The sequence below is a fragment of the Ruegeria sp. HKCCD8929 genome, from assembly GCF_013031405.1.
In the GTDB taxonomy this organism is placed as follows: Bacteria; Pseudomonadota; Alphaproteobacteria; order Rhodobacterales; family Rhodobacteraceae; genus Ruegeria.
Genome location: NZ_WPZY01000002.1, coordinates 293,810 through 316,034 on the forward strand (window position 1 = coordinate 293,810; position 22,225 = coordinate 316,034).

Consider the following 22,225-nt stretch of genomic DNA (forward strand, 5'->3'; position numbering starts at 1 on the left):
GGCGCGGCGCCGGGCCCAACGCTTTTGCCTGCATCTAAGATGCGGGCAGAAGGGGCGGGAGCCCTCCGATCCCTTGAGGGTGCTCCTCGCAAACAAAAAAACCCGCCGTGGACAGATCCAGCGGCGGGATGATTCTTGTCGGGTCTGTCCGGTTACAGATTCGGATAGAGCGGGAAACGGGCACACAGCTCGGCCACTTCGGCCTTTACCTTGGCCTCGACCGCACCATTGCCGTCCTCGCCATTGGCGGCCAGACCGTCAACAACCTCGATGATCCAGTCCGCGATCTGACGGAACTCGGTCTCGCCAAAGCCGCGGGTGGTGCCAGCGGGTGAGCCCAGGCGGATACCGCTGGTGATGGTTGGCTTCTCCGGATCGAACGGCACGCCGTTCTTGTTGCAGGTGATATGCGCGCGGCCCAGGGCCTTTTCGGTCGCATTGCCCTTCACGCCTTTGGGGCGCAGGTCCACCAGCACCACATGGGTGTCGGTGCCGTGGGTCACCGTGTCCAGCCCGCCCTTGATCAACTGATCCGACAGCGCCTGTGCATTGACCACGACCTGCTTGATGTAGTCCTTGAACGCAGGCTGCAGCGCTTCACCGAAAGCGACCGCCTTGCCTGCGATCACGTGCATCAGCGGGCCACCCTGAATGCCGGGGAAGATCGCCGAGTTGACCTTTTTGGCGATGGCCTCGTCATTGGTCAGGATCATACCGCCGCGCGGGCCGCGCAGGGTCTTGTGGGTGGTGGTGGTGGCCACATGCGCATGCGGGAAGGGCGAGGGGTGTTCACCTGCTGCGACCAGACCGGCGATATGGGCCATGTCCACATGCAGGTAGGCGCCGACCATGTCGGCGATTTCGCGCATCTTGGCAAAGTCGATGACGCGCGGAATGGCCGAGCCGCCCGCGATGATCAGCTTGGGCTGATGCTCTTTCGCCAGCGATTCGATCTGCTCATAGTCGATCAGGTTGTCCTGTTTGCGGACGCCGTAGTGGATGGCGTTGAACCACTTGCCCGACTGGTTCGGAGCCGCGCCGTGGGTCAGGTGGCCGCCTGCGTCCAGGCTCATGCCCAGAATGGTGTCGCCCGGCTTGATCAGTGCCTGGAACACGCCCTGATTGGCCTGCGAACCCGAGTTCGGCTGCACGTTGGCGAACTCACAGCCAAAGAGCTGTTTGGCGCGGTCGATGGCCAGGTTCTCGGCGACATCGACGAACTGGCAGCCACCATAGTAGCGGCGCCCGGGATAGCCCTCGGCGTATTTGTTTGTCATCACCGAGCCCTGCGCCTCCATCACGGCGGCCGAGACGATGTTCTCGCTGGCGATTAGTTCGATCTCGTCGCGCTGGCGGCCAAGTTCAGAGGTGACCGAGCCGAACAGCTCAGGGTCCCGATCCGCAAGAGACTGGGTGAAGAAACCGGTGTCACGAAGGTTGGCGTTCATGGGGGCTCCAAATGGCTGGGGGTGTGTTTGGCGAATTTCCTATCGGAAACCAGCGATCCGAGAAAGGTTGTAAAGCGACGAAATGGCCCGCTGTGGCGTCAACTCTGGTCTCTCGGGGAAAGGTATGTTTGTTTCGGAACCAAATGCGCAGCACCGGAAACCGAAATTGATGAGTAAGAGAATCGCTTTTCTGGCCAGTGACGCTCCGGTGGCCCAGACCGCCCGCGCCGCCCTGATCGGGCGCTATGGCAATGCCGCCCCCGGCGACGCCGACGTGATCGTGGCCCTTGGCGGCGACGGGTTCATGCTGCGCACGCTGCACAGTAGCAAGCATTTGCATGCGCCGGTTTACGGCATGAATCGCGGCACCATTGGGTTTCTGATGAACGAATATTCCGAAACCGATCTGCTTGATCGTCTAGCGGCCGCAGAGGAAGAGATCATCAACCCGCTTGCGATGACGGCAATGGATCAGGCGGGGCGAGTGCATGAGGCACTGGCGATCAACGAGGTCTCGCTGCTGCGTGCCGGTCCACAGGCGGCCCGGCTCAAGATCACCATCGACGGGCGGCTGCGGTTGGCCGAGCTGGTTTGCGACGGCGCGCTGGTTTCAACCCCGGCGGGATCGACCGCTTACAACTATTCCGCCCACGGTCCCATTCTGCCCATCGGCTCGGATGTTTTGGCCATGACCGCGATTGCCGCGTTCCGTCCCCGCCGCTGGCGGGGGGCGGTTTTGCCGAAAACCGCGCATGTACGCTTTGACGTCGTGGAGGCCGACAAGCGCCCCGTGATGGCGGACGCGGACTCGATCTCCATTTCGGATATCGACTGGGTCGAAATCCGGTCCGAGCCTGCAATCTCGCACCGCATCCTGTTCGATCCGGGTCACGGGCTGGAAGAGCGCCTGATTTCGGAACAGTTTACGTAAAATTAAGATTTCTTAAAAAAGTTCCGAGTTCTGTGAACCAGATCACAGGCAGGCGGGGCTGCTTCGGCATATGCTTGTCTTACCCGGAGGAAACGTCCTGGTGGAGGTGAGTGGCCACCGACCGACGTGTTCGACAAGATTGCGCATGTTTCGCGCTGGCGGGTGTGGTTAACGCCGCATTCACCACAAGAAACCGGGGATATTTTGATCAAGAGGACCCCGGGCGCAGGGGAGCTGCAAGGCCCGGGGTCTATTATTGTGCAGGCGCCGGGGCGGCGAGAGCCGCGCATCGGGCGCGGCACATTTGTTGCTTGCCATGACCCGCCCGGCCAGTTTCACCCGGTGCCGTATCGGCACATCATCATCTCGACGCTGCTTTCGACGATTTTCTGCATTTGCTCTTCCGAGACCAGGGCAGAGCCGAAGATATAGGGCCAGAACGCCTTGGCCTTGAGCAGCGCGATGAATTCCTGCGCGGCCTCCTCGGGATCGGGCACGTTCAGTTGGCCGTCCTCATTGGCGGCGCGCAGCATGTCAATGAAGGCGCCGGTCTTGTCGATCTTGCCCTGTGCCGCCTCGGCCAGATCGGGATTGCGCAGGGTTTCGCTGATGATCATCCGCGCCATCGCCATGACCTCGGGCGAGATCAGCAGCCGCCCTTCGGCCCAGCCCAGTTCGATCAGCTGTTCCCGGATGTCCCGGTCCGGGTCATAGCGGATGTGCCGCATGTCCGCGAACCGCTCGGCCAGAACGCTGACAATCGAGCGAAACAGTTTTTCCTTGCTTTCAAAATACTTGTAGACCGTCCGCTTGGAGACCTCGGCCCGTGCCGACACCCGATCCATGCTGGCCGCAGAGAACCCCTTTTCCTGGAACTCCTCTACGGCGGCATCAATGATCTGCGCGTATTTCGACGCATTGGGGCCGCTGCACTCGTACATGACATCCAGCTATGGGCCAAATTCACGTAACCGTCAATCAAGGCGGTAAACTTTGCAGTTTACACCCTGGGTGGCTTTGCATACGGTAAACGCACCAGTTTACCGACTCACCAGCCTGATGCTGCACGGGAGGCACTTTCATGACAATCTCACTCAAACTGAACGGCCAGACGCATGACGTCGACGTCGAACCCGGAACACCACTGCTGTGGGTGATCCGGGATGAACTCAAGATGACCGGGACCAAGTTCGGCTGCGGTGTCGCGTCCTGCGGGGCCTGCACCGTACATCTGGACGGTGAACCGGTGCGGTCGTGCCAGACCTATATCGAGGATGTGGGCGAAGCCGAGATCACCACCATCGAGGCGATGGAGGACAGCAAGATCGGGGCCGCTGTGCAGCAGGCCTGGGTCGAGTTGGACGTGGTGCAATGCGGCTATTGCCAGTCCGGGCAGATCATGTCCGCGGTTGGGCTGCTGTCCGAGAACGCCAAGCCCACCGTCGAAGAGATTGACAGTTACATGCACGGGAATGCCTGCCGCTGCGCCACCTATCAGCGCATCCGGGCAGGCATTCAGCGCGCAGCCGAAATTCTGGAGGCCTGATATGACCGTGAACACTTCTCGCCGCGGGTTCCTGAAAGGGGCCGCCGCCGCCACCGCCGTTCTGATGGTCGGCGCCCGTCCGGATGGCGCCATTGCCGCCGCCTCGGGCGAAAGCGCCATGCTGAACCCGTTCGTCAAGATCGGGTCGGATGGTTCAGTCACCGCCATCGTCAAGCATTTCGAGAAAGGGCAGGGCCCGGCCACCGGCCTGACCACGCTGATCGCCGAGGAAATCGGCCTGCGCATGGATCAGATCGGATACGAATTCGCCCCGTCGAACCCGGCGCTCTATAACAACCTGCTGTTCGGGCAGTTCCAGGGCACGGGCGGCTCGACCGCCATGGCGAACTCGTTCCAGCAATATCGCACCGCAGGTGCTGCCGCGCGTGAGATGCTGCTGAACGCCGCCGCTCAGGCCTGGAGCGTCGATGCCTCGGAACTGACGCTGGATGAGGGCGTCATCGCCGGTGCCGGTCAGTCCGCGCCGCTGGGTGACTTAGTGGCTGCCGCCGCCGAGCTGGAAGCCCCGGCAGAACCAAGGCTCAAGGACCCGTCCGAATTCCGTCTGATCGGAAACACCGAGGTCCGCCGTGTGGACAGCGCGATCAAGGGCAATGGAACCGCGCAATATGCGATGGACGTGCATCTGCCGAACCAGATGGTGACCATGATCAAGCGCCCCGAGCAGCGCGGCGCCCTGGTGACCGGTTTCGACGACAGCGCGGCGCAGGGGATCAAGGGCTACATCATGTCCCAGACCCTGCCGAACAACGCTGGTGTCGCGGTGTACGCGGAAAACACCTGGGCCGCGATGCAGTCGCGTGATGCGCTTGAGGTCGAGTGGGATGTCTCTGCCGCCGAAACGCGCGATTCCGAGCAGATCAAGGCCGAGATCATGGCCGCGCTGGATGCCGAGCCGGAATACAACGTCAACAAGACCGACGCGGCGGCGACTCTGGCCGCGCTGGACGGAGCAGCGCAGGTTGTCGAGCAGAGCTTTTACTTTCCGCTGCTCGCACATGCGCCGATGGAGCCGCTGACCTGCACCATTCAGGCCACCGAGGATGGCGGTATCCTGCTGCATGACGGCTGCCAGTTCCCCACGGGTCCGCATTTGGCCCTGTCGCAGATCTTTGAGTTGCCGATGGAGAAGATCCAGATCAACACGATGTTTGCGGGCGGTTCCTTTGGCCGCCGGGCCACGCCGGATGCGGACTATCAGGTCGAGGCGGCGCTGGCCTTTATCGTCACCGACCGCACCCGACCGGTGAAACTGGTCTGGTCGCGTGAGGACGATCTGCGCAGCGGTTATTATCGCCCCGCCTTTGGTCACAAGGTCCGGGTCGGGCTGGATGCCGACGGCAATATCGTGGGCTGGGATCACCGCATTGCGGGTCAGTCGATCATGAAGGGCACCGCGTTCGAGGATTTCAGCGTCCATGACGGGGTCGATCACAGCTCGGTCGAGGGCACGTCGGACAGCCCCTATCAGATCCCCGGAGGCTTTTTCGGGCTGACCGATACCAAGAAGGCGACCAGTACGCTGTGGTGGCGGTCGGTGGGGCATACCCACACGGCCTATGTGATGGAGGTCATGATGGACATGGCCGCCAGGGCCGCGGGGCAGGACCCGGTTGAGTTCCGCCTGCGTTATCTGACCGGCGGTGCCGATCAGGACCGGATGGCCGGTGTGCTGAAGCTGGCGGCTGAGAAGGCGGGCTGGGGCAATGCGCCTGCGGGTCGCGCGCAGGGCATTGCGGTACACAAGTCGTTTGGCTCCTACGTGGCTGAGGTGGCCGAGATTTCGGGCAATGCCGAAGATGGCGTGAAGATCGAGCGGATCACCTGCGCGGTCGATTGCGGTCTTGCGGTGAACCCGGACGTGGTCAAGGCGCAGATGGAAGGCGGGATCGGCTATGGCATTGGCCATGTCATGCGCGATCAGATCACGCTGACCAGCGGCGCGGTGGATCAGTTCAACTTCCCGGATTACGAACCCCTGCGCATCGGCGATATCGCGGCCATCGACGTACATATCGTGCCGTCTGCCGAGGCCCCGACCGGGGTGGGCGAGCCGGGCACACCGCCCGCAGCGCCCGCCTTGGCCAACGCCATCGCGGCGGCCAGTGATCTGCGGGTTGGTAACCTGCCCATGGCCGAGAACGGGGTGGCTTTCGTCTGATGGGCCCGACTAGCACCCCCGGCAATCCAGCGGGGGCGCAGATGAAAACGCTTTGATCCTGTTCAGGCAGTGAAACGCCCCCGACACGGCGGTCGGGGGCGTTTATCTGTGCAAGCAGGCTCAGCCGATCTGGCCGTTGTCGTCGCGTTTGATGGTGATGATGGCAGAGCGCGGCGTGCCCCCGTCGGGCCAGTTGCTGCCCGGGTGCTGGATGCCGACAAAGGCGGTGCGCTTGTCGGCGGACCACGCGAGCCCGGTCACTTCGCAGCCATTGGGGCCGGTCATGAACCGCGCGATTTCACCCGTCACCGGGTCGCCCGCCAGCATCTGGTTGTTGCCGTTGCCGGCAAAATCGCCCTCGTTGTCGTCATTGCCGTCGGTCTGAATCCAGACCAGCCCGGTTGAGTCGATGGCCATGCCGTCGGGTGAGTTGAACAGGTTGCCCTCGTTCACGTTTGGCGAACCGGCGCGATCATCCTGATGCACGGTCGGGTTGCCCGCCGTGACGTAGAGATCCCAGTCGAACCCGTCGGCGGCATGATCCTCATCCGCCGGGCGCCAGCGCACGATCTGACCATACCTGTTTTCGTTGCGCGGGTTGGGGCCGTTGGCCGAGGTGTCGTCGCCGCCCGCGTTGGGTTTGACGCCCCGGTTCTTGTTATTGGTCAGGCAGCAATAGGCCTCGGCAGAGACCGGGTTGGTGGCGACCCATTCGGGCCGGTCCATGGTGGTGCCGCCCACGGCGGACGCCGCCATGCGGGTGAAGATGGCGATGTCGGCGGCCTCCATGCCCGTGGTCTCGGGCGTCAGCGCCAGCCACTCGCCGGTCTGATCGTCGTTGAACTTGGCAACATAGAGCGTTCCGTCGTTCAGCAGACCCTCGGTCGGGTTGCCCGGGACGAAAGGATCGTTCGACACGAAGCGGTAGAGGTATTCGCCCCGTTCATCGTCGCCCATATAGACCACCACGCGGCTGTCGGGGGCCAGAACGACCTCGGCATTCTCATGCTTGAAACGGCCTAGACCGGAATGCTTGATCGGGGTGCTGTCCGGCTTGGTCGGGTCGATTTCGACGATCCAACCGGTGCGGTGCGGCTCGTTCGGGTTTTTCGAGGTGTCAAAGCGCGGGTCGAAGAGTTCGTAGCCGTTCCAGCTTTCGGCCTTGAGGCCGTAACGCTTCATGCCGTCCGCGACCTTTTGGTCATAGCTAGCGTTTTCATCCGAGGAGCCGAAGTAGCCGTTGAAGTTTTCTTCGCAGGTCAGATAGGTGCCCCAGGGGGTCTTGCCTGAGCCGCAATTGTTCATGGTGCCCAGCGAGGACGTGCCGGTCGGGTCGGCCTCGGTCTTGAGTAGGTCATGACCCGCTGCGGGGCCGACGATCTTCATCGGGGTGTTGTGGTGGATGCGGCGGTTGAAGGGGCTGTCCTTGACCACGGTCCAGCCATCGAGGCCCTCGGTGATCTCCATCACCGTCACACCCTGAAGGTTCTGCAATTTCAGCACGTCATCGGCGCTGGCCGGTGTCCCCTCCTGCGCGGCGGGCAGGTTGATCTTGCGGTTGGGATACTCGTGGTTGATCGCGATCAACTGGTGACCCCGAAACGAGAAGGTCTCCATCCCGTCGGTGTTTTCGCCAAAGATCCTGTCCGAGCTTTTCACCGGGCCGCCCTCGGTCACGTCATAACCGTCCGCGTCTGAAAACAGCGGGTCGCCCCAACGCATCAGGATCTTCCAGCTATAGCCCTCGGGCACATGTACCGTGCCATCGGTCTGCGCGGGGATCGGCGTGAAGGCAAAGCGCGAGGCCTCAGCGGCCTGCGCCGAGGTTGAGCCCAGCAGCCCGGCGCCCATCGCCGCAGCCCCCGAGCCAAAGGCCAGCACACCGCCCAGAAAGCCACGGCGCGAAATCGCGGCTTCGACGACGCGGTCGAAATCGTTCTCTTCGGGGCGGGGAAAGTGCAGCTCGTCCCAGTCGTCGGCGGAAAGTGTCCGGGGATCAATGTCTTTCATGGGGGTTCCTGGCTATTTGAAGTTGCGGGATAACGCAGGTTTAGAGCGAGAATGTGACAATCAGCTAACAGAGTTGCGTGCGCTTCGCCCAGAGGCTGAAACCAATTTTTGCGGCGTGGCAGGGATAGGTGGGATTGCGCCCGTGTTCCCTGTGATCGGGGGAGTAGACCGCATTTCGGAGGCGTATCTGTGTCGAAAAGAACCGGCTTGACCATCCCCGTTGCTTGTCCTAGTGACGGGGAACCAGAGCGGGTATAGCTTAATGGTAAAGCCCCTGCCTTCCAAGCAGGCTATGTCGGTTCGATTCCGTCTACCCGCTCCAGTTCTTCCAATCCGCTTTCGCTTGCGTCAAATGGACCTGTGCTGCACAGCAGGGGGCAGCGTTGCTTGACGCTGCGCGGCTCTGCCGCCAAGAAGCACGGGCATCGTGAAGAAACAGCAACAAGGGCCTGATATGGCACGCACTCAGTCCGCACAATCGGCAGCCACCCCCGCACCGGGGGCCAGCGAAGAGCGGGCCGGGTCCAAGAAGCTCGGCGTTCTGGCGTCGCTCTGGCCGTTCATGAAGCCCTATCGGCTGCTGATGACCGGCGCGACCGTTGCGCTGGTGGTGACGGCGAGCATGTCGCTGACCCTGCCGCTGGCGGTGCGCCGCGTGGTGGACCATTTCCGGATCGAGGATGGGGCGCTGCTGGATCAGTATTTTCTGGCCGCCCTCGGCATCGCCGCGATTCTGGCGCTGGGCACCGGCGTGCGCTATGCGCTGGTGACGCGGTTGGGCGAACGGGTTGTGGCCGACATCCGCAAGGCCGTCTTCGACCGCATCATCGGGATGAGTCCCGAGTTCTTTGAGCGCATCATGACCGGCGAGGTGCTGAGCCGGATCACTACCGATACCACGCTGATTCAGTCCGTGCTCGGTTCGTCGGTGTCGATCGCGCTGCGCAACATGCTGATGTTTTTGGGCGGGCTGGTGCTGATGCTGCTGACCTCGGCCAAGCTGACCGGCATGGTGCTGCTGCTGATCCCGGTGGTGGTGGTGCCGATCCTAGTGCTGGGCCGTCGCCTGCGGGGCATCAGCCGCGAGAATCAGGACTGGATCGCGGCATCCTCGGGCAATGCGGGCGAGGCGCTGGGCGCGGTGCAGACGGTGCAGGCCTTTACGCATGAGACCGCCAGCCGGTCGCAATTCGCCGAGATGACCGAGACCGCATATACCGTCTCGCTCCGCCGTATCCAGACCCGCGCGGTGCTGACGGTGATCGTCATCTTTCTGGTCTTTTCCGGCATCGTCGGGGTGCTGTGGATGGGTGCCAACGACGTGCGCGCCGGGCTGATGACCGAGGGCACGCTGATCCAGTTCGTGATCTATTCGGTGATCATGGCAGGCTCTGTCGCGGCGCTGTCGGAGATCTGGAGCGAGCTGCAACGCGCCGCCGGGGCCACCGAGCGGCTGGTCGAGCTGCTCAATGCCGAGGATACGGTGACCGATCCAGTGCGCCCGCAGGTTCTGCCGCAGCCGGTGCGGGGCGAGATCGGGTTTCAGGATGTGAACTTTCGCTATCCCGCGCGTCCGGATGTGGTGGCGCTGGATGGCATGTCGCTGCAGGTCAAACCGGGTGAGACGGTGGCCTTTGTCGGCCCCTCGGGCGCGGGCAAGACCACGGTGATCCAGATGATCCAGCGGTTCTACGACCCGGATGCGGGCAGCGTCACGCTGGACGGCGTGGACCTGCGGACCATGGACCGGGCCGCGTTCCGTCGCCATATCGCGCTGGTGCCGCAGGACCCGGTGATCTTCGCCGCCTCGGCCCGCGACAATATCCGCTTTGGCCGCCCCGATGCGTCCGATGCCGAGGTCGAGGCCGCCGCCCGCGCCGCTGCCGCGCATGACTTCATCGCGGCCCTGCCCGAAGGCTATGACAGTTTTGTCGGCGAACGCGGCGTGATGCTGTCGGGCGGTCAGAAACAGCGCATCGCTATCGCCCGCGCCATCCTGCGCGACGCGCCGGTGCTGCTGCTGGACGAGGCGACCTCGGCTCTGGATGCTGAAAGCGAGCTGGCGGTGCAACGGGCGGTGGACGAGCTGAGCGCCGGACGGACCACGCTGATCGTGGCGCACCGGCTGGCCACTGTGAAAAAAGCCGACCGCATCGTTGTGATGGAGGCGGGCCGTATCGTGGCGCAGGGCACCCATGACGAGTTAGTGGCGCAGGATGGCCTTTATGCCCGTCTCGCGCGGCTGCAATTCACTGACGGTCTGGCCGCCGAATGAGGTGACGTTCCGGCACCTTCCCAATCGCCGTAGCGTCATTCTATCCATGTTGACCCTCTCCCGATAAGCCCTCGCTTGCGCAGACGAGGATTTGCTCTCATCTTGGAGCGGAACGAACAAACACCCGGGAGGACGGGTGGCACATAAGGGGAGGAAGCCGTATGGCATTTGCGGGGTTGGAAGACCGGGCACGGATCGAGGGAGAAATGGCGTGGGAGGAGCGTGATCTGCCGATCACGCTGCACGCGCTGCTGGCGCGGACTGCTGGAAAGTTTCCCAACCACAAGGCGCTCAGTTTCCAGTTGCTGTCCGGCCCGACCGACAAGGCAGAAACGCTGACCTGGTCGCAACTGCTGGGCAAGGTCAATCAGGCCGCGAACCTGTTCCGCTCGCTCGGTATCGGCGAGAAGGATGTGGTGGCCTATGTGCTACCCAACAGCAACGAGACGCTGATCACCATGATGGGCGGGGCCGTGGCCGGGATCGTCAACCCGATCAACCCGCTGCTGGAGCCGGAACAGATCGCCTCGATCCTGCGGGAAACCGGCGCCAAGGTGGTGGTGACGCTGAAACCCTTCCCCAAGACCGATATCGCCCAGAAGGTGGCCGAGGCGGTACGCCACGCGCCAGGTGTGAACACCGTGCTGGAGATCGACCTCAACCGCTATCTGACGCCGCCCAAGTCGTGGATCGTGCCGCTGGTCCGGCCCAAGCTGCAGGACAAGGAGCATCTGGCCCACGCGGATTACCTGAACTTCAACAAGGAACTGGCCAAACAGCCGAGCGCGCTGAGCTTTGCGGACAGTACCGAGGACCGGGTGGCCTGCTATTTCCACACCGGCGGCACCACCGGCATGCCCAAGGTGGCGCAGCACAAGTATTCCGGCATGATCTATAACGGCTGGCTGGGGCACACGCTGCTGTTCTCGGAAAACGACAACATCATGTGCCCGCTGCCGATGTTCCATGTCTTTGCCTGTCATGTGATCGTCATGGCCGCCGTGTCCTCGGGCGCGCATGTGGTGTTCCCGACACCCGCCGGGTATCGCGGCGATGGGGTGTTCGACAATTTCTGGAAGCTGATCGAGCGCTGGAAGATCTCGTTCATCATCACCGTGCCCACCGCTATCTCGGCCAAGATGCAGCGCCCGGTCGATGCCGATATCTCGACGGTCAAGACTGCGTTCTCCGGCTCGGCGCCGCTGCCGGTGGAGCTGTTCCGCCGGTTCGAGCAGGCAACCGGTGTCACCATCGTTGAGGGCTATGGCCTGACCGAGGCGACCTGCCTGGTCTCATGCAACCCGGTCGATGGCGAGAAGAAGATCGGCTCGATCGGCATCCCGTTCCCCTACACCGACGTCAAGATCCTGCGCGACGGTCCGGATGGCCCCGGCGAATGCGCGGTCGATGAGATCGGCGAGATCTGCATCTCGAACCCTGGCGTCTTTGCGGGCAATACCTATACCGAGGCGGACAAGAACGCGAACCTCTATCACCACGACAAATACCTGCGCACCGGCGATCTGGGCCGGTTTGACGGGGACGGCTATCTGTGGATCACCGGCCGCGCCAAGGACCTGATCATTCGCGGCGGCCACAATATCGACCCCGCCGAGATCGAAGAGGCGCTGCTGGCGCATGAGGCGGTGGCCTTTGCGGGTGCCATCGGTCAGCCGGATGCCCATTCCGGCGAGGTGCCCTGCGCCTTTGTCGAACTGGTCGAGGGCGCGTCGGTTTCCGAGGCGGAGCTGCTGGAGCATTGCAAGGTGCATGTGCACGAGCGGGCCGCGCAGCCCAAGCACATGACCATTCTGACGGAACTGCCCAAGACCGCCGTGGGCAAGGTGTTCAAACCCGATCTGCGCAAGATGGCGATCACCCGCATCTACAATGGCGCGCTGGAGCAGGCCGGGGTATCGGCGCGCGTGGTCTCGGTGATCGACGACAAGAAACGCGGGCTGGTCGCGCAGCTTGACGCGCAGGGCTCCTCCGAAGACGATGTCAGCAAGGTGCTGGGTGCCTATACCCGGCCTTGGGAATGGGCAGCCTGAGCGGAGGGGCAATGGATTATGACCGGCTGATCGACGAGGAAACCTGGACCTTCATCAGGCGGACATTGGAGAGTTACCCCGAGGATGCGGTAAACCTCTCTATCGCTGATCAGCGGCGGGTCTATGACGATATGTGCCGGGTGTTCCATCAGGGGCGCCCGGATGGCGTCGCGACCGAGGACCGGTCCGCGAACGGAGTTCCGGTCCGCATCTATTCCGCCGGTGATCCCACCCGAACCGTCGTCTATTACCATGGCGGCGGTTTTGTCGTTGGCGGGCTGGACAGCCATGACGATGTCTGCGCCGAGATCTGCGTTCAGACCGGCTATCGCGTGGTGGCGGTGGATTACCGGCTGTGTCCCGAATTCCGCCATCCGGCGCAGTTCGAGGATTGCTGGACCGCCACGAAATGGGCCGCCACCGAGTTTGGCGACCCACTGGTGCTGGCCGGTGACAGCGCCGGGGGCAATCTGGCGGCCTGCGTGGCGCATCATGCGCGCGGGCGGCTGGAGAGCATTCTGGGGCAGGTGCTGATCTATCCCGGTCTCGGCGGCGACATGGGCGAGGGTTCATACATCGAACATGCGCACGCGCCTTTGCTGAGCCTTGAGGATCTGCGGTTTTACAAGACCGTGCGGTGTGAGGGGGATGAACCTCGGGACAATCCCTCTTATGCGCCGCTGGGGGACAACGATTTCTCGGGCCTGCCGCTGACGGTGGTTGTTACCGCCGGCTGTGATCCTCTGCGCGATGACGGTCGCGACTATTGCGAGCGGGTGCAGGCGGCAGGTGGCAAGGCGTGTTGGATCAACGAAGAGGGGCTGGTGCACGGCTATCTACGCGCCCGCAGCTCGGTCACCCGGGCGCAGGACAGTTTCGAGCGCATCGTCGTGGCCATCGAGGCGCTAGGGCAGGAGGTGTGGCCCTACGACTGAGGCCATGGAACGCAACGCGCTCTGACTATTTTGATTTCGCATGCCCGGGAAACGCAAAACCGGTTCCCGCTTTTGCGCAACATGATCTAACCCGCGACCTCGCGACATTGCTCGGGCGTGGCGGCGGTGTCCAGCCAGCCACCGCCTTTGATCTGCCAGTCCGGGCCCCGCACGGTAAGATAGGTCCAGTTGCCGACCGGGAGATGAGAGTAGCTCAGCGTGTCACCGGGCTGAATCTGCCCAACCGGGACGGCGCCGGAGCTATGACCGGAATAGAGGATCGTGACCGGTCCCAGCCAGCCGATACAGGCGCTTTCGAACTCTTCCCGGATCGGCAGATCCGTGAGCTGCCGCCGGATGAACACATCGTCCAGATCGAGCCACACCTGACCGGTATCGACCGCGCAGCCGTGAAAGCGTTCCATTCCGCGGATCTGATCCACGATCTGCGCGGACGCGGGATCGAGGGACACCGATTTCCCGATGCAATCGCTGTTGTCGAACGCGACCTGTCCCAGCGCCGTGCCGAAGCAATAGCCGGCGCGATCCATGATCAGGTTGCGGGTGAACCACAGATCGTGGCAGCCATCCCCTCCGGCCCAGGCCGGAGAGGTCGAAAGAAGAAGGAACAGAAATACCCTGTGCATCGCAATGACCCGTATCAATTGAAAGCTTGAAACGGGTACAGGGTGCCACGGTCCGCTATTTCAGGAAAGGCTCGGCCTTCATGGTCTCGGCCACCGGTGCGCCCATGCGGGTGAGGATGGTGGGGGCCAACTGCAACTGGTCGATCACGTAATCCTCGGCGGGGCCTTTGGCATCGCCGAAGTAATAGAGCGCGGTTTCCTGTTGCAGCGGATGGCGCCCGCCGTGATGGCCGCGCTCGTCCTGGCCGTGATCGGCGGTCACGATCACCTCGTACCCCAACTGCCGCCAGCGCGGGATGAACGGGGCCAGCATTTCGTCCATGACAAAACAGGCATGGTCCATCTCGTGACATTCGTGGAAAAACCGATGCCCCATGCTGTCCAGCGTGCAGGTGTGCAGGATGCCGTAATCCAGCCCGAAGCGCAGGCAGAGATTGGTGAGCGTCGCAAAGAGATCGACGTCGGACGGCGTCATCTGATTGTCCCTGCCGTACCCGGTCATCGTGTGGAAGCGGCCGTGGTTGATGGTCTGGCTGTCGGGTTCGTCATATTCCACGTCCCGCACGAAATCGAAGGGATGGCGGTTGAAGAACTGCGACCAGAAGCTGTGGGTGACCGCGCCGGTGACACCTCCGGCCTCGCGCACCTGCGAAAAGATATCCTTGTGGCTGAGCCGGAACACGTTGCCATTGCCTGTGCAGCCGTGCTCGGCAGGGACCACCCCGGTGTGGATCGAGGCATAGCAGCTGGCGGAGATGGACGGCAGCACCGCGCGCAGCTTCCACACCCGCGCCTCGCCAGTCTGCACCCAGCCTTCGAGATTGCCGAACAGGCGGCGGAAGTTGCGCCAGGGCACCCCGTCCAGGACGATCAGCAGTACTTTCCGGTCCATCGCGATCTCCTTTTCGCGGGTTTGGATTCTGGTCAAGCCTAGTGCCGCCATCCGGCCCGGCCCGTCAATTCGCGTCCCGAATGGTAAAATCCCGACGTCTGCCGTGGGACAGAACGCCGGGATTTCAGAACGTCATGCGGACGCTGCGAAAGGGCGGGGATCAGTTCCCCGCGCTTTCCATCTTGCGGTGGGCGACGACCTCTTCCAGCCAGCCCAGATGCATCTCGGGCACCGAGCTGAGCAGCAGGTCGGTGTAGTCGTCGAAGGGCGGGCTGAGCACCTGGCTTTTCGGGCCATAGCGGACCACGCGCCCCTGATACATCACGGCGATGGAGTCGCTGATCGCGCGCACCGTCGCCAGATCGTGGGTGATGAACAGATAGGCCACGTCCTCGATCTTCTGCAGATCCAGCAGCAGTTTGAGGATGCCGTCGGCGACCAGCGGATCGAGGGCCGAGGTGACCTCGTCGCAGATGATCATCTTGGGCTTGGCCGCCAGCGACCGCGCGATACAGACACGCTGTTTCTGGCCGCCGGACAGTTCCGCCGGATAGCGGTCCATGAACTTTTCGCCCAGCTCGATCTCGTCCAGAAGCTCGATGATCCGCTTGCGCTTTTCGGCGCCGCGCATGTTGAAATAGAACTCCAGCGGCCGTCCGATGATGGTTCCCACGGTCTGACGCGGGTTCATCGCCACATCGGCCATCTGGTAGATCATCTGCAACTCGCGCAGGTCCTCACGCGACCGCCCCGCCAGATCGCGCGACAGCTTGCGCCCGGCAAAGGTGATCTCACCATCGCGGGGCGGCAGCAGGCCGGTGATCACCCGGGCCAGGGTGGACTTGCCCGAGCCGGATTCGCCCACGACCGCCAGCGTCTGCCCCGGATGCAGGTCGACGTTGACATTGTGCAGCACGTCGAAATTCAGACCTTTGTAGCGCGCGGTGATCCCCTCGACGCTCAGCACCGGTTCCGGTGTGGGTTTTTTCTCTTCGTGCTCGATCGAGCGGACCGAGACCAGCGCCCGTGTGTACTCTTCCTGCGGGTTGTTGATGATCTGATCAGTGGTGCCGTATTCGACCGTATTGCCCATCTTCAGCACCATGATGTCGTCGCTCACCTGTGCCACGACGGCGAGGTCGTGGGTGATGTAGAGCGCGGCAACGCCGGTGTCGCGAATGGCCTCCTTGATCGCCATCAGCACGTCGATCTGGGTGGTCACGTCGAGCGCCGTGGTGGGCTCGTCGAAAACGACCAGATCGGGCTCGGGGCACAGCGCCAGCGCCGTCATGCAGCGCTGAAGCTGACCGCCCGAGACCTGATGCGGATAGCGCTCGCCGATATTGTCCGGATCCGGCAGACCCAGCTTGGCGAAGAGTTCGCGCGCGCGGGCCTCGGCCTCTTTGCGCGAGAACTTCTTTTGCTCGACCGCGGCCTCGACCACCTGATCCATGATCTTCTTGGCGGGGTTGAACGAGGCGGCGGCGGATTGCGACACGTAGGTTACCTCGCCTCCGCGCAGGTTGCGGATATCCTTCAACGATGTTTTCAGGATTTCCCGCCCGTTCACCCAGACCTCGCCGCCGGTGATTTTGACCCCACCCCGGCCATAGGCCATCGAGGCCAGACCGATTGTGGACTTGCCGGCACCGGATTCGCCGATCAGCCCCAGCACCTTGCCGCGCTCGAGGTCGAAGCTGACCCCGTGCACGATCTCGATGTCATGAGGCTTTTCGCCCGGCGGGTAGACAGTTGCGCCGATTTTCAGGTCGCGGACCTTGAGAAGATTGTCACTCATCCCCGGCCTCCTTTCAGCGATGTGGTGCGGTTGAGCACCCAGTCGGCCACCAGATTGACCGAGATCGCCAGCGTGGCGATGGCAACGGCCGGCAGCAGGGCGGCGGAAATACCGTAAACGATGCCTTCCTTGTTCTCTTTCACGATGCCGCCCCAGTCCGCCTCGGGCGGTTGCACGCCCAGACCCAGGAACGACAGCGTCGAGACGAACAGCACAGCGAAGATGAAGCGCAGGCCCATCTCGGCCACCAGTGGCGACAGGGCGTTGGGCAGGATCTCGCGGAAGATGATCCAGGCGATCTTTTCGCCGCGCAGGCGCGCCGCCTCGACATAGTCCATGACCGTGATGTCCACGGCCACGGCGCGGGCCAAGCGATAGACGCGGGTCGAATCGAGCAGGCCCATCACCAGGATCAGCACCGGCAGGGTCACCGGCATCACCGACAGCACCACGAGGGCGAAGATCAGCGTCGGGATCGACATGATCAGGTCGACGAAGCGCGACAGCACCTGATCGACCCAGCCGCCCATCACGGCTGCGAAAAAGCCCAGAACCGAGCCGGTCACGAAGGACAGGATGGTTGCGGCGGTGGCGATGAAGATGGTGGTGCGCCCGCCATAGATCATTCGGCTGAGCAGGTCGCGGCCGATATTGTCGGTGCCCAGCAGATGTTTGGATGAGGAGGGTTCCCAGACGCCGCCAACCACTTCGGCCATACCATAGGGCGCCAGCAGCGGGGCAAAGATCGCCATGAGAAAATAGAGAGCCGTGAAGAACAGCCCGATCATTGCGGAAATGGGGATGTTCTTCATTTCGGATGCCTCAGACGCGGGTTGGCCAGGATCGAGACGATGTCGGCGATCATGTTGAGGCCGATATAGACGGCGGCGAAGATCAGGCCGCAGGCCTGCACCACCGGCACATCACGTTTCGACACATGGTCCACCAGGTATTGGCCCATGCCGGGATAGACAAACACCACCTCGATCACCACGACGCCCACGACCAGATAGGCCAGGTTCAGCATCACCACGTTGACGATCGGTGCGATGGCGTTGGGAAAGGCATGCCGGGCGATGACCTGAAACCCGGTCAGGCCCTTGAGCTCGGCGGTTTCGATATAGGCCGACTGCATCACGTTCAGGATGGCGGCGCGGGTCATGCGCATCATGTGCGCCAGAACCACCAGCGTCAGTACCATGACCGGCAGGGCGATGGCCTGCAGTTTCTGCAGCAGGTTCATGTGATCGCCGATCATCGCGACCGACGGGAACCAGCCCAGTTTCACGGCAATGAAATACATCAGCAGATAGCCGATGAGGAATTCCGGGATCGAGATCGAGGCCAGCGTGATCGCCGAGATCGCCTTGTCGGGCCAGCGGTCCTTGTAGCGCACTGCGATCAGGCCCAGCAGGATGGCCAGCGGCACCGAGATCAGCGCGGCCCAAAAGGCCAGGAACAGAGTGTTTGACATGCGCTGGCCGATGCTTTCGGCAATGTCGCGGCCATTGGTCAGCGCGACGCCCAGATCGCCCTGCAGCGCGGCGAACAGCCAGTCGAAATAGCGGGTGATCGCGGGTTCGTTCAGCCCAAGTTCCTCGCGCAGGTTGGCCAGGGCCTCAGGCGTTGCGGATTGGCCGAGAATGGACTGGGCCACGTCGCCGGGCAGGATGATCGTGCCCGCGAAAATAAGTACGGAGACTGCCAATAGCAGCAAAAGGCCCAGCGCAATGCGCTGGACCACAAGTTTCATCGCGGGTCCCATATCAGGCAGCAACCCACATCGTCATTGGTGCGTAGAAGTTGTTCAGGTCGAAACCGTTCTGCGAGTCGATCCAGCCGTCCACGTCTGAGGTTGTCGCGTCGATGAACTGGTTGAACATCGGGCAGATCAGCCCGCCCTCATCGCGCAGGATGGTGGACATGTCCGCGTACATCTGCGTCCGCTTGCCCTCGTCCAGTTCCCCGCGCGCGGCAAACAGAAGCTGGTCGAACTGCTCGTTGTTGAAACGGGTATCGTTCCAGTCTGCCGTCGACAGATACGCGGTCGAGAACATCGAGTCCTGGGTCGGACGTCCGCCCCAATAGCTGGTGCAGAAGGGCTGCTTGTTCCAGACCTCGGACCAGTAGCCGTCATTGGGCTCGCGCTTGATCTCGATATTGATGCCCGCCGAGCCGCAGGACTGCTGGAACAGGGCCGCCGCGTCCGGGGCACCCGGGAACGAGTTGTCCGAGGTACGCAGCAGTACCGTGCCGTCAAAGCCGGATTCCTTGAGGTGGAACGCGGCCTTGTCCGGATCGTATTCACGCTGCTCCAGCTCGGTGAAAAGCGGGTAGGAGCTGTTGATCGGAGTGTCGTTGCCGACCGAGCCGAAGCCGAACAGGATCTTGTCCACCATCTCCTGCCGGTTGATGCCGTATTTCAGCGCCATCCGCAGGTCCTTGTTGTCGAAGGGTGCGGTGTTGGTGTGCATGATGAACACGTAGTGCCCCGGGCCGGAAGTGGTGCGCAGGTTGATGTTGGGCGCGCGTCCAACCAACTGGGCAGTACGTGGCGGCACACGGTTGATCATGTGCACCTGACCCGACTGCAGCGCTGCGACGCGGGCGGTGTCGTCGTTGATGACAATCAGTTCGATGGTGTCGGCGTGACCGACAGTGTCATCCCAATAGTCGGGGTTCTTTTCGCCGACAAAGCGCACGCCCGGCTCGACCGATTTCAGGACGTAGGGACCGGTGCCGATTGCCGCGGTCGGATCGTCCTTGCCGCCGCCCGGCTGAATCAGCAGGTGATAGTCGGTCAGCAGGTAGGGCAGGTCGGCGTTCGGCTTGTCCAGTTCGACGATGAACTGGTCGCCGTCCACGCGCATGTCCTTGATGCCGCGCATGATGCCCAGGGCACCCGATTTTGTGTCTTCGCCGGAGTGGCGCTCCATGGTCGCCAGAACGTCGTCGGCGGTCATGGTCTGACCGTTGGAGAAGTTGACGCCCGAGCGGATCTTGAAGGTCCAGACCCGCGCATCCGCCGAAGCCTCGAAGCTTTCCGCCAGGCGCGGCCACAGCCCGCCATTGGGGTCCAGTTCCAGCAGCGGTTCGCCCCAGAGACGCAGAACCTGTGTCGCGGTGGCGTTTGCGGCCAGTGCCGGGTCAAGGCTGTCGGATGAGCCGCCGCCCTGGATGCCGACGCGGATGGTGCCGCCCTTGACCGGGCCTGCCGCATGTGCTGCGCCCGCGAACATGGTCGAGGCAACGGCGGCCGAGATGCCCAGGGCCGCGGCTTTCCCCATGAATTCGCGGCGGGTCATCTTGCCTGCGGCCACCTGGCCGGCCATGTGATTGAGTTGATCGTTCATTGGATTCTCCCAGTTGATCTGTCCATCTGCCTCTGAGGGGCAGTTTTTTTATTGACGCGTGAGTCAAAGTTGGCGCATTTCAGCCTGACGGGCAAGGGTTAATCTCGGCCCGGATCGGCGATGCGGTTCAAACGTGGTTGCGCGGAATGCTGTCCTCGATCTCGCGGCTGTAAATCTCCTTTTCGTTTTCATAAGCATGGAGTGTTGCGTGCAGATGAAATCTGTCGCGGTCGGACCACATTTCACAGCGGGCTTCGGTGCGCAGGTGCAGGCCGTCGCGGCCCATCTCCTTGGTCCACTGACAGGTGCCGCGCGCAGAGAGCGGATCGTCGGGATGGATGGACCAGCGTTCCCGCGCGATGCCGCCGCTGATCAGGCCGTGGTCGGAGTCGCGGACCAAGCCAAAATCGTCCTCGATGACCAGATGCACCTCGCTGGTGACCTGATCGGTTTCGGTGCGGCGCGCGTTGGAGCCTTCCCGCAGGGTCTCGGTCGCCCAGGGTGCCTCGGCATCGGGGGGCGGAAAGGCGTATTCGTCGGTCTGGCCCGAGGGGCGCAGGGGCAGGGCGATTTCTCCGCCGGTCAGATGCAGTTCGGCGGTTTCGGGCGAGGGCCAGATCAGCGGCCAATAGGCGCTGGAGATCGCCAGCCGCAGGTGGTGCCCTTTGGGCACGCGATAGGCGATGTGATCGAGGTCCAGCGTGATGTCGTAGGTTGTGCCCGGCTCCAACGGTTGCGGATCGGCATGGCCGTCGCGATGGGTCAGGTTCAGTACGCCAAAGGTGATCCGGGTCGAGGCGCCGTCGGGATGCACATGGTTGAGCCGCACCGCGATCTGGGCCTGCGGCGTGTCGGCGCTCAGCCGCAGCCGCAGGCGCGGCGCGCCGACGATGTCCATGTCCTGCGTCAGGGGCGCGCCGTCGATGCAGGCCGATAGGGCGTCATCGGGGCGCTGATCTCCGGGCAGTTCGGGACCCAGCCAGATGGCGCAGTATTCTCCGCTTTCCATCCCACAGTGATGCGGCGAGCGTACCTTAATATCCAGTGGCCCATCCGCACCGAGCCCGTCATTGCAAAGCGTCAGGGTTTGTGTTTGCAGATGCGTGGTCGCGCCCTTGGGTTCCGCGATCCAGCGGCCCGGGCGTTCGGTATACCACCGCGCTGGTCGTGCGCCGTCCATCAGATAAGCGCGGTAATCCGGGTCATCGGACACGTCGGTATCACGCCCCTTGAGCCAGTGGTCCCACCAGCGCAGCGCCTCTTGCAGGAACCCGATGCGTGGTTCGGGGACGGCGAAATGCGGGTATTTGTGGACCCACGGGCCGTTGATGCCTTTGACCTGTGCGTCCAACTGCTCGACCAGCAGCGGCACCGTGTTCTTGTAGGCATCGCCCCAGCCGCCCATAGCCAGCGTCGCCGCCTTGATGGACCCGAAATTCTCGCAAACCGATCCGTGCCGCCAGTAGGCGTCGCGGGTCTGGTGGCGCAGCCAGACCGAGGGCAGAAAGGGCTCGTTCTCAAGCCGCTCAAGCCACATCTCGCGCCAGTTGTCCCGCAACGCGGGATCGGGTGCGCGCGAGGAATAGGACCACATGGTGGCGCCCCAGCCGAGGTTCTCGTTCAGCAGGCAACCACCTTTGTAGTGGATGTCGTCGGCGTAGCGGTCCGCAGTGGAACACAGAGTGATGATCGCCTTCAGCGCTTCGGGTTGCATCGCTGCGACCTGCAGCGCGTTGAAGCCGCCCCAACTGATCCCCATCATGCCCACATTGCCGCTGCACCACGGCTGCGTGGCGAGCCAGTCGATCACCTCGACCGCGTCGTCGAGTTCCTGCTGGGTGTATTCATCCGCCATCAGCCCTTGGCTGTCGCCATTGCCGCGCATGTCGACGCGGATGCAGGCATAGCCGCGTTTGGCAAACCACGGATGGGTCAGCGCATCACGGGCGGTGGTGCCGTCACGTTTGCGGTAGGGCAGATATTCGAGCACGGCGGGAACCGGATCGTCCGCGGCATCGACCGGACGCCAGACACGGGCGGACAGGCGGCAGCCGTCGGACAAAGTGATGCCGAGATCCGGGATCTCTTCGATCTCGCGCAGGGCGTTCGGGGTGGACGTCATGTACCGAGTTTCCGCCCCAAATTCGTTTCAATAAA

Annotated in this window: 16 protein-coding genes and 1 tRNA gene; 7 read left to right on the forward strand and 10 right to left on the reverse strand. The window is 63.0% G+C overall.

Annotated features, from left to right (window positions below):
* Positions 1 to 152: 152 nt before the first annotated feature.
* Positions 153 to 1,448: a serine hydroxymethyltransferase gene (gene glyA / locus GOX53_RS04075; protein WP_171173724.1), complete on the reverse strand. Its 1,296-nt coding sequence runs from the start codon at positions 1,446 to 1,448 to the stop codon at positions 153 to 155.
* Between the two features lie 169 nt (positions 1,449 to 1,617).
* Here glyA and GOX53_RS04080 point away from each other — a divergent pair, with 169 nt between their 5' ends.
* Positions 1,618 to 2,379 carry an NAD kinase gene (locus tag GOX53_RS04080; RefSeq protein WP_171173725.1) on the forward strand — a complete coding sequence of 254 codons (762 nt, stop codon included), beginning with the start codon at positions 1,618 to 1,620 and terminating at the stop codon, positions 2,377 to 2,379.
* Positions 2,380 to 2,714: 335 nt separating this feature from the next.
* Here the strand turns inward: GOX53_RS04080 and GOX53_RS04085 are convergent, their stop codons facing one another.
* Positions 2,715 to 3,320 (reverse strand): TetR/AcrR family transcriptional regulator, encoded by a 606-nt coding sequence (locus GOX53_RS04085; protein ID WP_171173726.1) that lies wholly within the window; start codon positions 3,318 to 3,320, stop codon positions 2,715 to 2,717.
* A 140-nt stretch (positions 3,321 to 3,460) separates the two neighbouring features.
* Between GOX53_RS04085 and GOX53_RS04090 the strand changes: the two genes are divergently transcribed.
* Positions 3,461 to 3,925, forward strand: a complete 465-nt coding sequence (locus tag GOX53_RS04090) for a (2Fe-2S)-binding protein (RefSeq protein WP_171173727.1) — start codon at positions 3,461 to 3,463, stop codon at positions 3,923 to 3,925.
* Position 3,926: 1 nt separating this feature from the next.
* A complete protein-coding gene (locus tag GOX53_RS04095) occupies positions 3,927 to 6,107 on the forward strand; it encodes a xanthine dehydrogenase family protein molybdopterin-binding subunit (protein WP_171173728.1) in 2,181 nt (726 codons plus the stop codon).
* 120 nt (positions 6,108 to 6,227) lie between these two features.
* Here the strand turns inward: GOX53_RS04095 and GOX53_RS04100 are convergent, their stop codons facing one another.
* Positions 6,228 to 8,117, reverse strand: coding sequence for a PhoX family phosphatase (locus GOX53_RS04100; RefSeq protein WP_171173729.1), 1,890 nt, complete (start codon positions 8,115 to 8,117; stop codon positions 6,228 to 6,230).
* A gap of 248 nt (positions 8,118 to 8,365) precedes the next feature.
* Here GOX53_RS04100 and GOX53_RS04105 point away from each other — a divergent pair.
* From GOX53_RS04105 to GOX53_RS04120, 4 genes are all read left to right on the forward strand, one after another.
* Positions 8,366 to 8,439: transfer RNA gene (locus GOX53_RS04105), tRNA-Gly, on the forward strand.
* Positions 8,440 to 8,571: 132 nt separating this feature from the next.
* Positions 8,572 to 10,392: an ABC transporter transmembrane domain-containing protein gene (locus GOX53_RS04110; protein ID WP_171173730.1), complete on the forward strand. Its 1,821-nt coding sequence runs from the start codon at positions 8,572 to 8,574 to the stop codon at positions 10,390 to 10,392.
* A gap of 161 nt (positions 10,393 to 10,553) precedes the next feature.
* Positions 10,554 to 12,443, forward strand: coding sequence for an acyl-CoA synthetase (locus GOX53_RS04115; RefSeq protein WP_171173731.1), 1,890 nt, complete (start codon positions 10,554 to 10,556; stop codon positions 12,441 to 12,443).
* A gap of 11 nt (positions 12,444 to 12,454) precedes the next feature.
* Complete coding sequence (locus tag GOX53_RS04120) at positions 12,455 to 13,378, forward strand: alpha/beta hydrolase (RefSeq protein ID WP_171173732.1); 924 nt, start codon at positions 12,455 to 12,457, stop codon at positions 13,376 to 13,378.
* Positions 13,379 to 13,464: 86 nt separating this feature from the next.
* On the opposite strand, the gene GOX53_RS04125 is transcribed toward GOX53_RS04120, so the two are convergent.
* The 7 genes from GOX53_RS04125 to GOX53_RS04155 form a co-directional block, all read right to left on the reverse strand.
* The gene (locus GOX53_RS04125; RefSeq protein ID WP_171173733.1) at positions 13,465 to 14,025 is read right to left on the reverse strand and encodes a DUF4453 domain-containing protein; all 561 of its coding nucleotides are present in this window, start codon (positions 14,023 to 14,025) and stop codon (positions 13,465 to 13,467) included.
* 55 nt (positions 14,026 to 14,080) lie between these two features.
* The gene (locus GOX53_RS04130) at positions 14,081 to 14,917 is read right to left on the reverse strand and encodes an alkaline phosphatase family protein (RefSeq protein ID WP_171173735.1); all 837 of its coding nucleotides are present in this window, start codon (positions 14,915 to 14,917) and stop codon (positions 14,081 to 14,083) included.
* A gap of 160 nt (positions 14,918 to 15,077) precedes the next feature.
* Positions 15,078 to 16,715: an ABC transporter ATP-binding protein gene (locus GOX53_RS04135; protein ID WP_171173736.1), complete on the reverse strand. Its 1,638-nt coding sequence runs from the start codon at positions 16,713 to 16,715 to the stop codon at positions 15,078 to 15,080.
* The gene (locus tag GOX53_RS04140) at positions 16,712 to 17,527 is read right to left on the reverse strand and encodes an ABC transporter permease (RefSeq protein WP_171173737.1); all 816 of its coding nucleotides are present in this window, start codon (positions 17,525 to 17,527) and stop codon (positions 16,712 to 16,714) included. The genes GOX53_RS04135 and GOX53_RS04140 overlap by 4 nt, the downstream gene beginning before the upstream one ends.
* Complete coding sequence (locus GOX53_RS04145) at positions 17,524 to 18,480, reverse strand: ABC transporter permease (RefSeq protein ID WP_171173738.1); 957 nt, start codon at positions 18,478 to 18,480, stop codon at positions 17,524 to 17,526. The genes GOX53_RS04140 and GOX53_RS04145 overlap by 4 nt, the downstream gene beginning before the upstream one ends.
* A gap of 1 nt (position 18,481) precedes the next feature.
* The gene (locus GOX53_RS04150; protein ID WP_171173739.1) at positions 18,482 to 20,068 is read right to left on the reverse strand and encodes an ABC transporter substrate-binding protein; all 1,587 of its coding nucleotides are present in this window, start codon (positions 20,066 to 20,068) and stop codon (positions 18,482 to 18,484) included.
* 127 nt (positions 20,069 to 20,195) lie between these two features.
* Positions 20,196 to 22,190 (reverse strand): CocE/NonD family hydrolase, encoded by a 1,995-nt coding sequence (locus GOX53_RS04155; RefSeq protein WP_171173740.1) that lies wholly within the window; start codon positions 22,188 to 22,190, stop codon positions 20,196 to 20,198.
* Positions 22,191 to 22,225: the final 35 nt, after the last annotated feature.

Bases quoted from the DNA above. Each gene is read 5' to 3' on its own strand.
- GOX53_RS04140 (WP_171173737.1), bottom strand. From the start codon at position 17,527: ATGAAGAACATCCCCATTTCCGCAATGATCGGGCTGTTCTTCACGGCT.
- GOX53_RS04090 (WP_171173727.1), top strand. From the start codon at position 3,461: ATGACAATCTCACTCAAACTGAACGGCCAGACGCATGACGTCGACGTC.
- GOX53_RS04095 (WP_171173728.1), top strand. From the start codon at position 3,927: ATGACCGTGAACACTTCTCGCCGCGGGTTCCTGAAAGGGGCCGCCGCC.
- GOX53_RS04110 (WP_171173730.1), top strand. From the start codon at position 8,572: ATGGCACGCACTCAGTCCGCACAATCGGCAGCCACCCCCGCACCGGGG.
- GOX53_RS04120 (WP_171173732.1), top strand. From the start codon at position 12,455: ATGGATTATGACCGGCTGATCGACGAGGAAACCTGGACCTTCATCAGG.
- GOX53_RS04125 (WP_171173733.1), bottom strand. From the start codon at position 14,025: ATGCACAGGGTATTTCTGTTCCTTCTTCTTTCGACCTCTCCGGCCTGG.
- GOX53_RS04100 (WP_171173729.1), bottom strand. From the start codon at position 8,117: ATGAAAGACATTGATCCCCGGACACTTTCCGCCGACGACTGGGACGAG.
- glyA (WP_171173724.1), bottom strand. From the start codon at position 1,448: ATGAACGCCAACCTTCGTGACACCGGTTTCTTCACCCAGTCTCTTGCG.
- GOX53_RS04080 (WP_171173725.1), top strand. From the start codon at position 1,618: ATGAGTAAGAGAATCGCTTTTCTGGCCAGTGACGCTCCGGTGGCCCAG.
- GOX53_RS04085 (WP_171173726.1), bottom strand. From the start codon at position 3,320: ATGTACGAGTGCAGCGGCCCCAATGCGTCGAAATACGCGCAGATCATT.
- GOX53_RS04145 (WP_171173738.1), bottom strand. From the start codon at position 18,480: ATGGGACCCGCGATGAAACTTGTGGTCCAGCGCATTGCGCTGGGCCTT.
- GOX53_RS04155 (WP_171173740.1), bottom strand. From the start codon at position 22,190: ATGACGTCCACCCCGAACGCCCTGCGCGAGATCGAAGAGATCCCGGAT.
- GOX53_RS04130 (WP_171173735.1), bottom strand. From the start codon at position 14,917: ATGGACCGGAAAGTACTGCTGATCGTCCTGGACGGGGTGCCCTGGCGC.
- GOX53_RS04150 (WP_171173739.1), bottom strand. From the start codon at position 20,068: ATGAACGATCAACTCAATCACATGGCCGGCCAGGTGGCCGCAGGCAAG.
- GOX53_RS04115 (WP_171173731.1), top strand. From the start codon at position 10,554: ATGGCATTTGCGGGGTTGGAAGACCGGGCACGGATCGAGGGAGAAATG.
- GOX53_RS04135 (WP_171173736.1), bottom strand. From the start codon at position 16,715: ATGAGTGACAATCTTCTCAAGGTCCGCGACCTGAAAATCGGCGCAACT.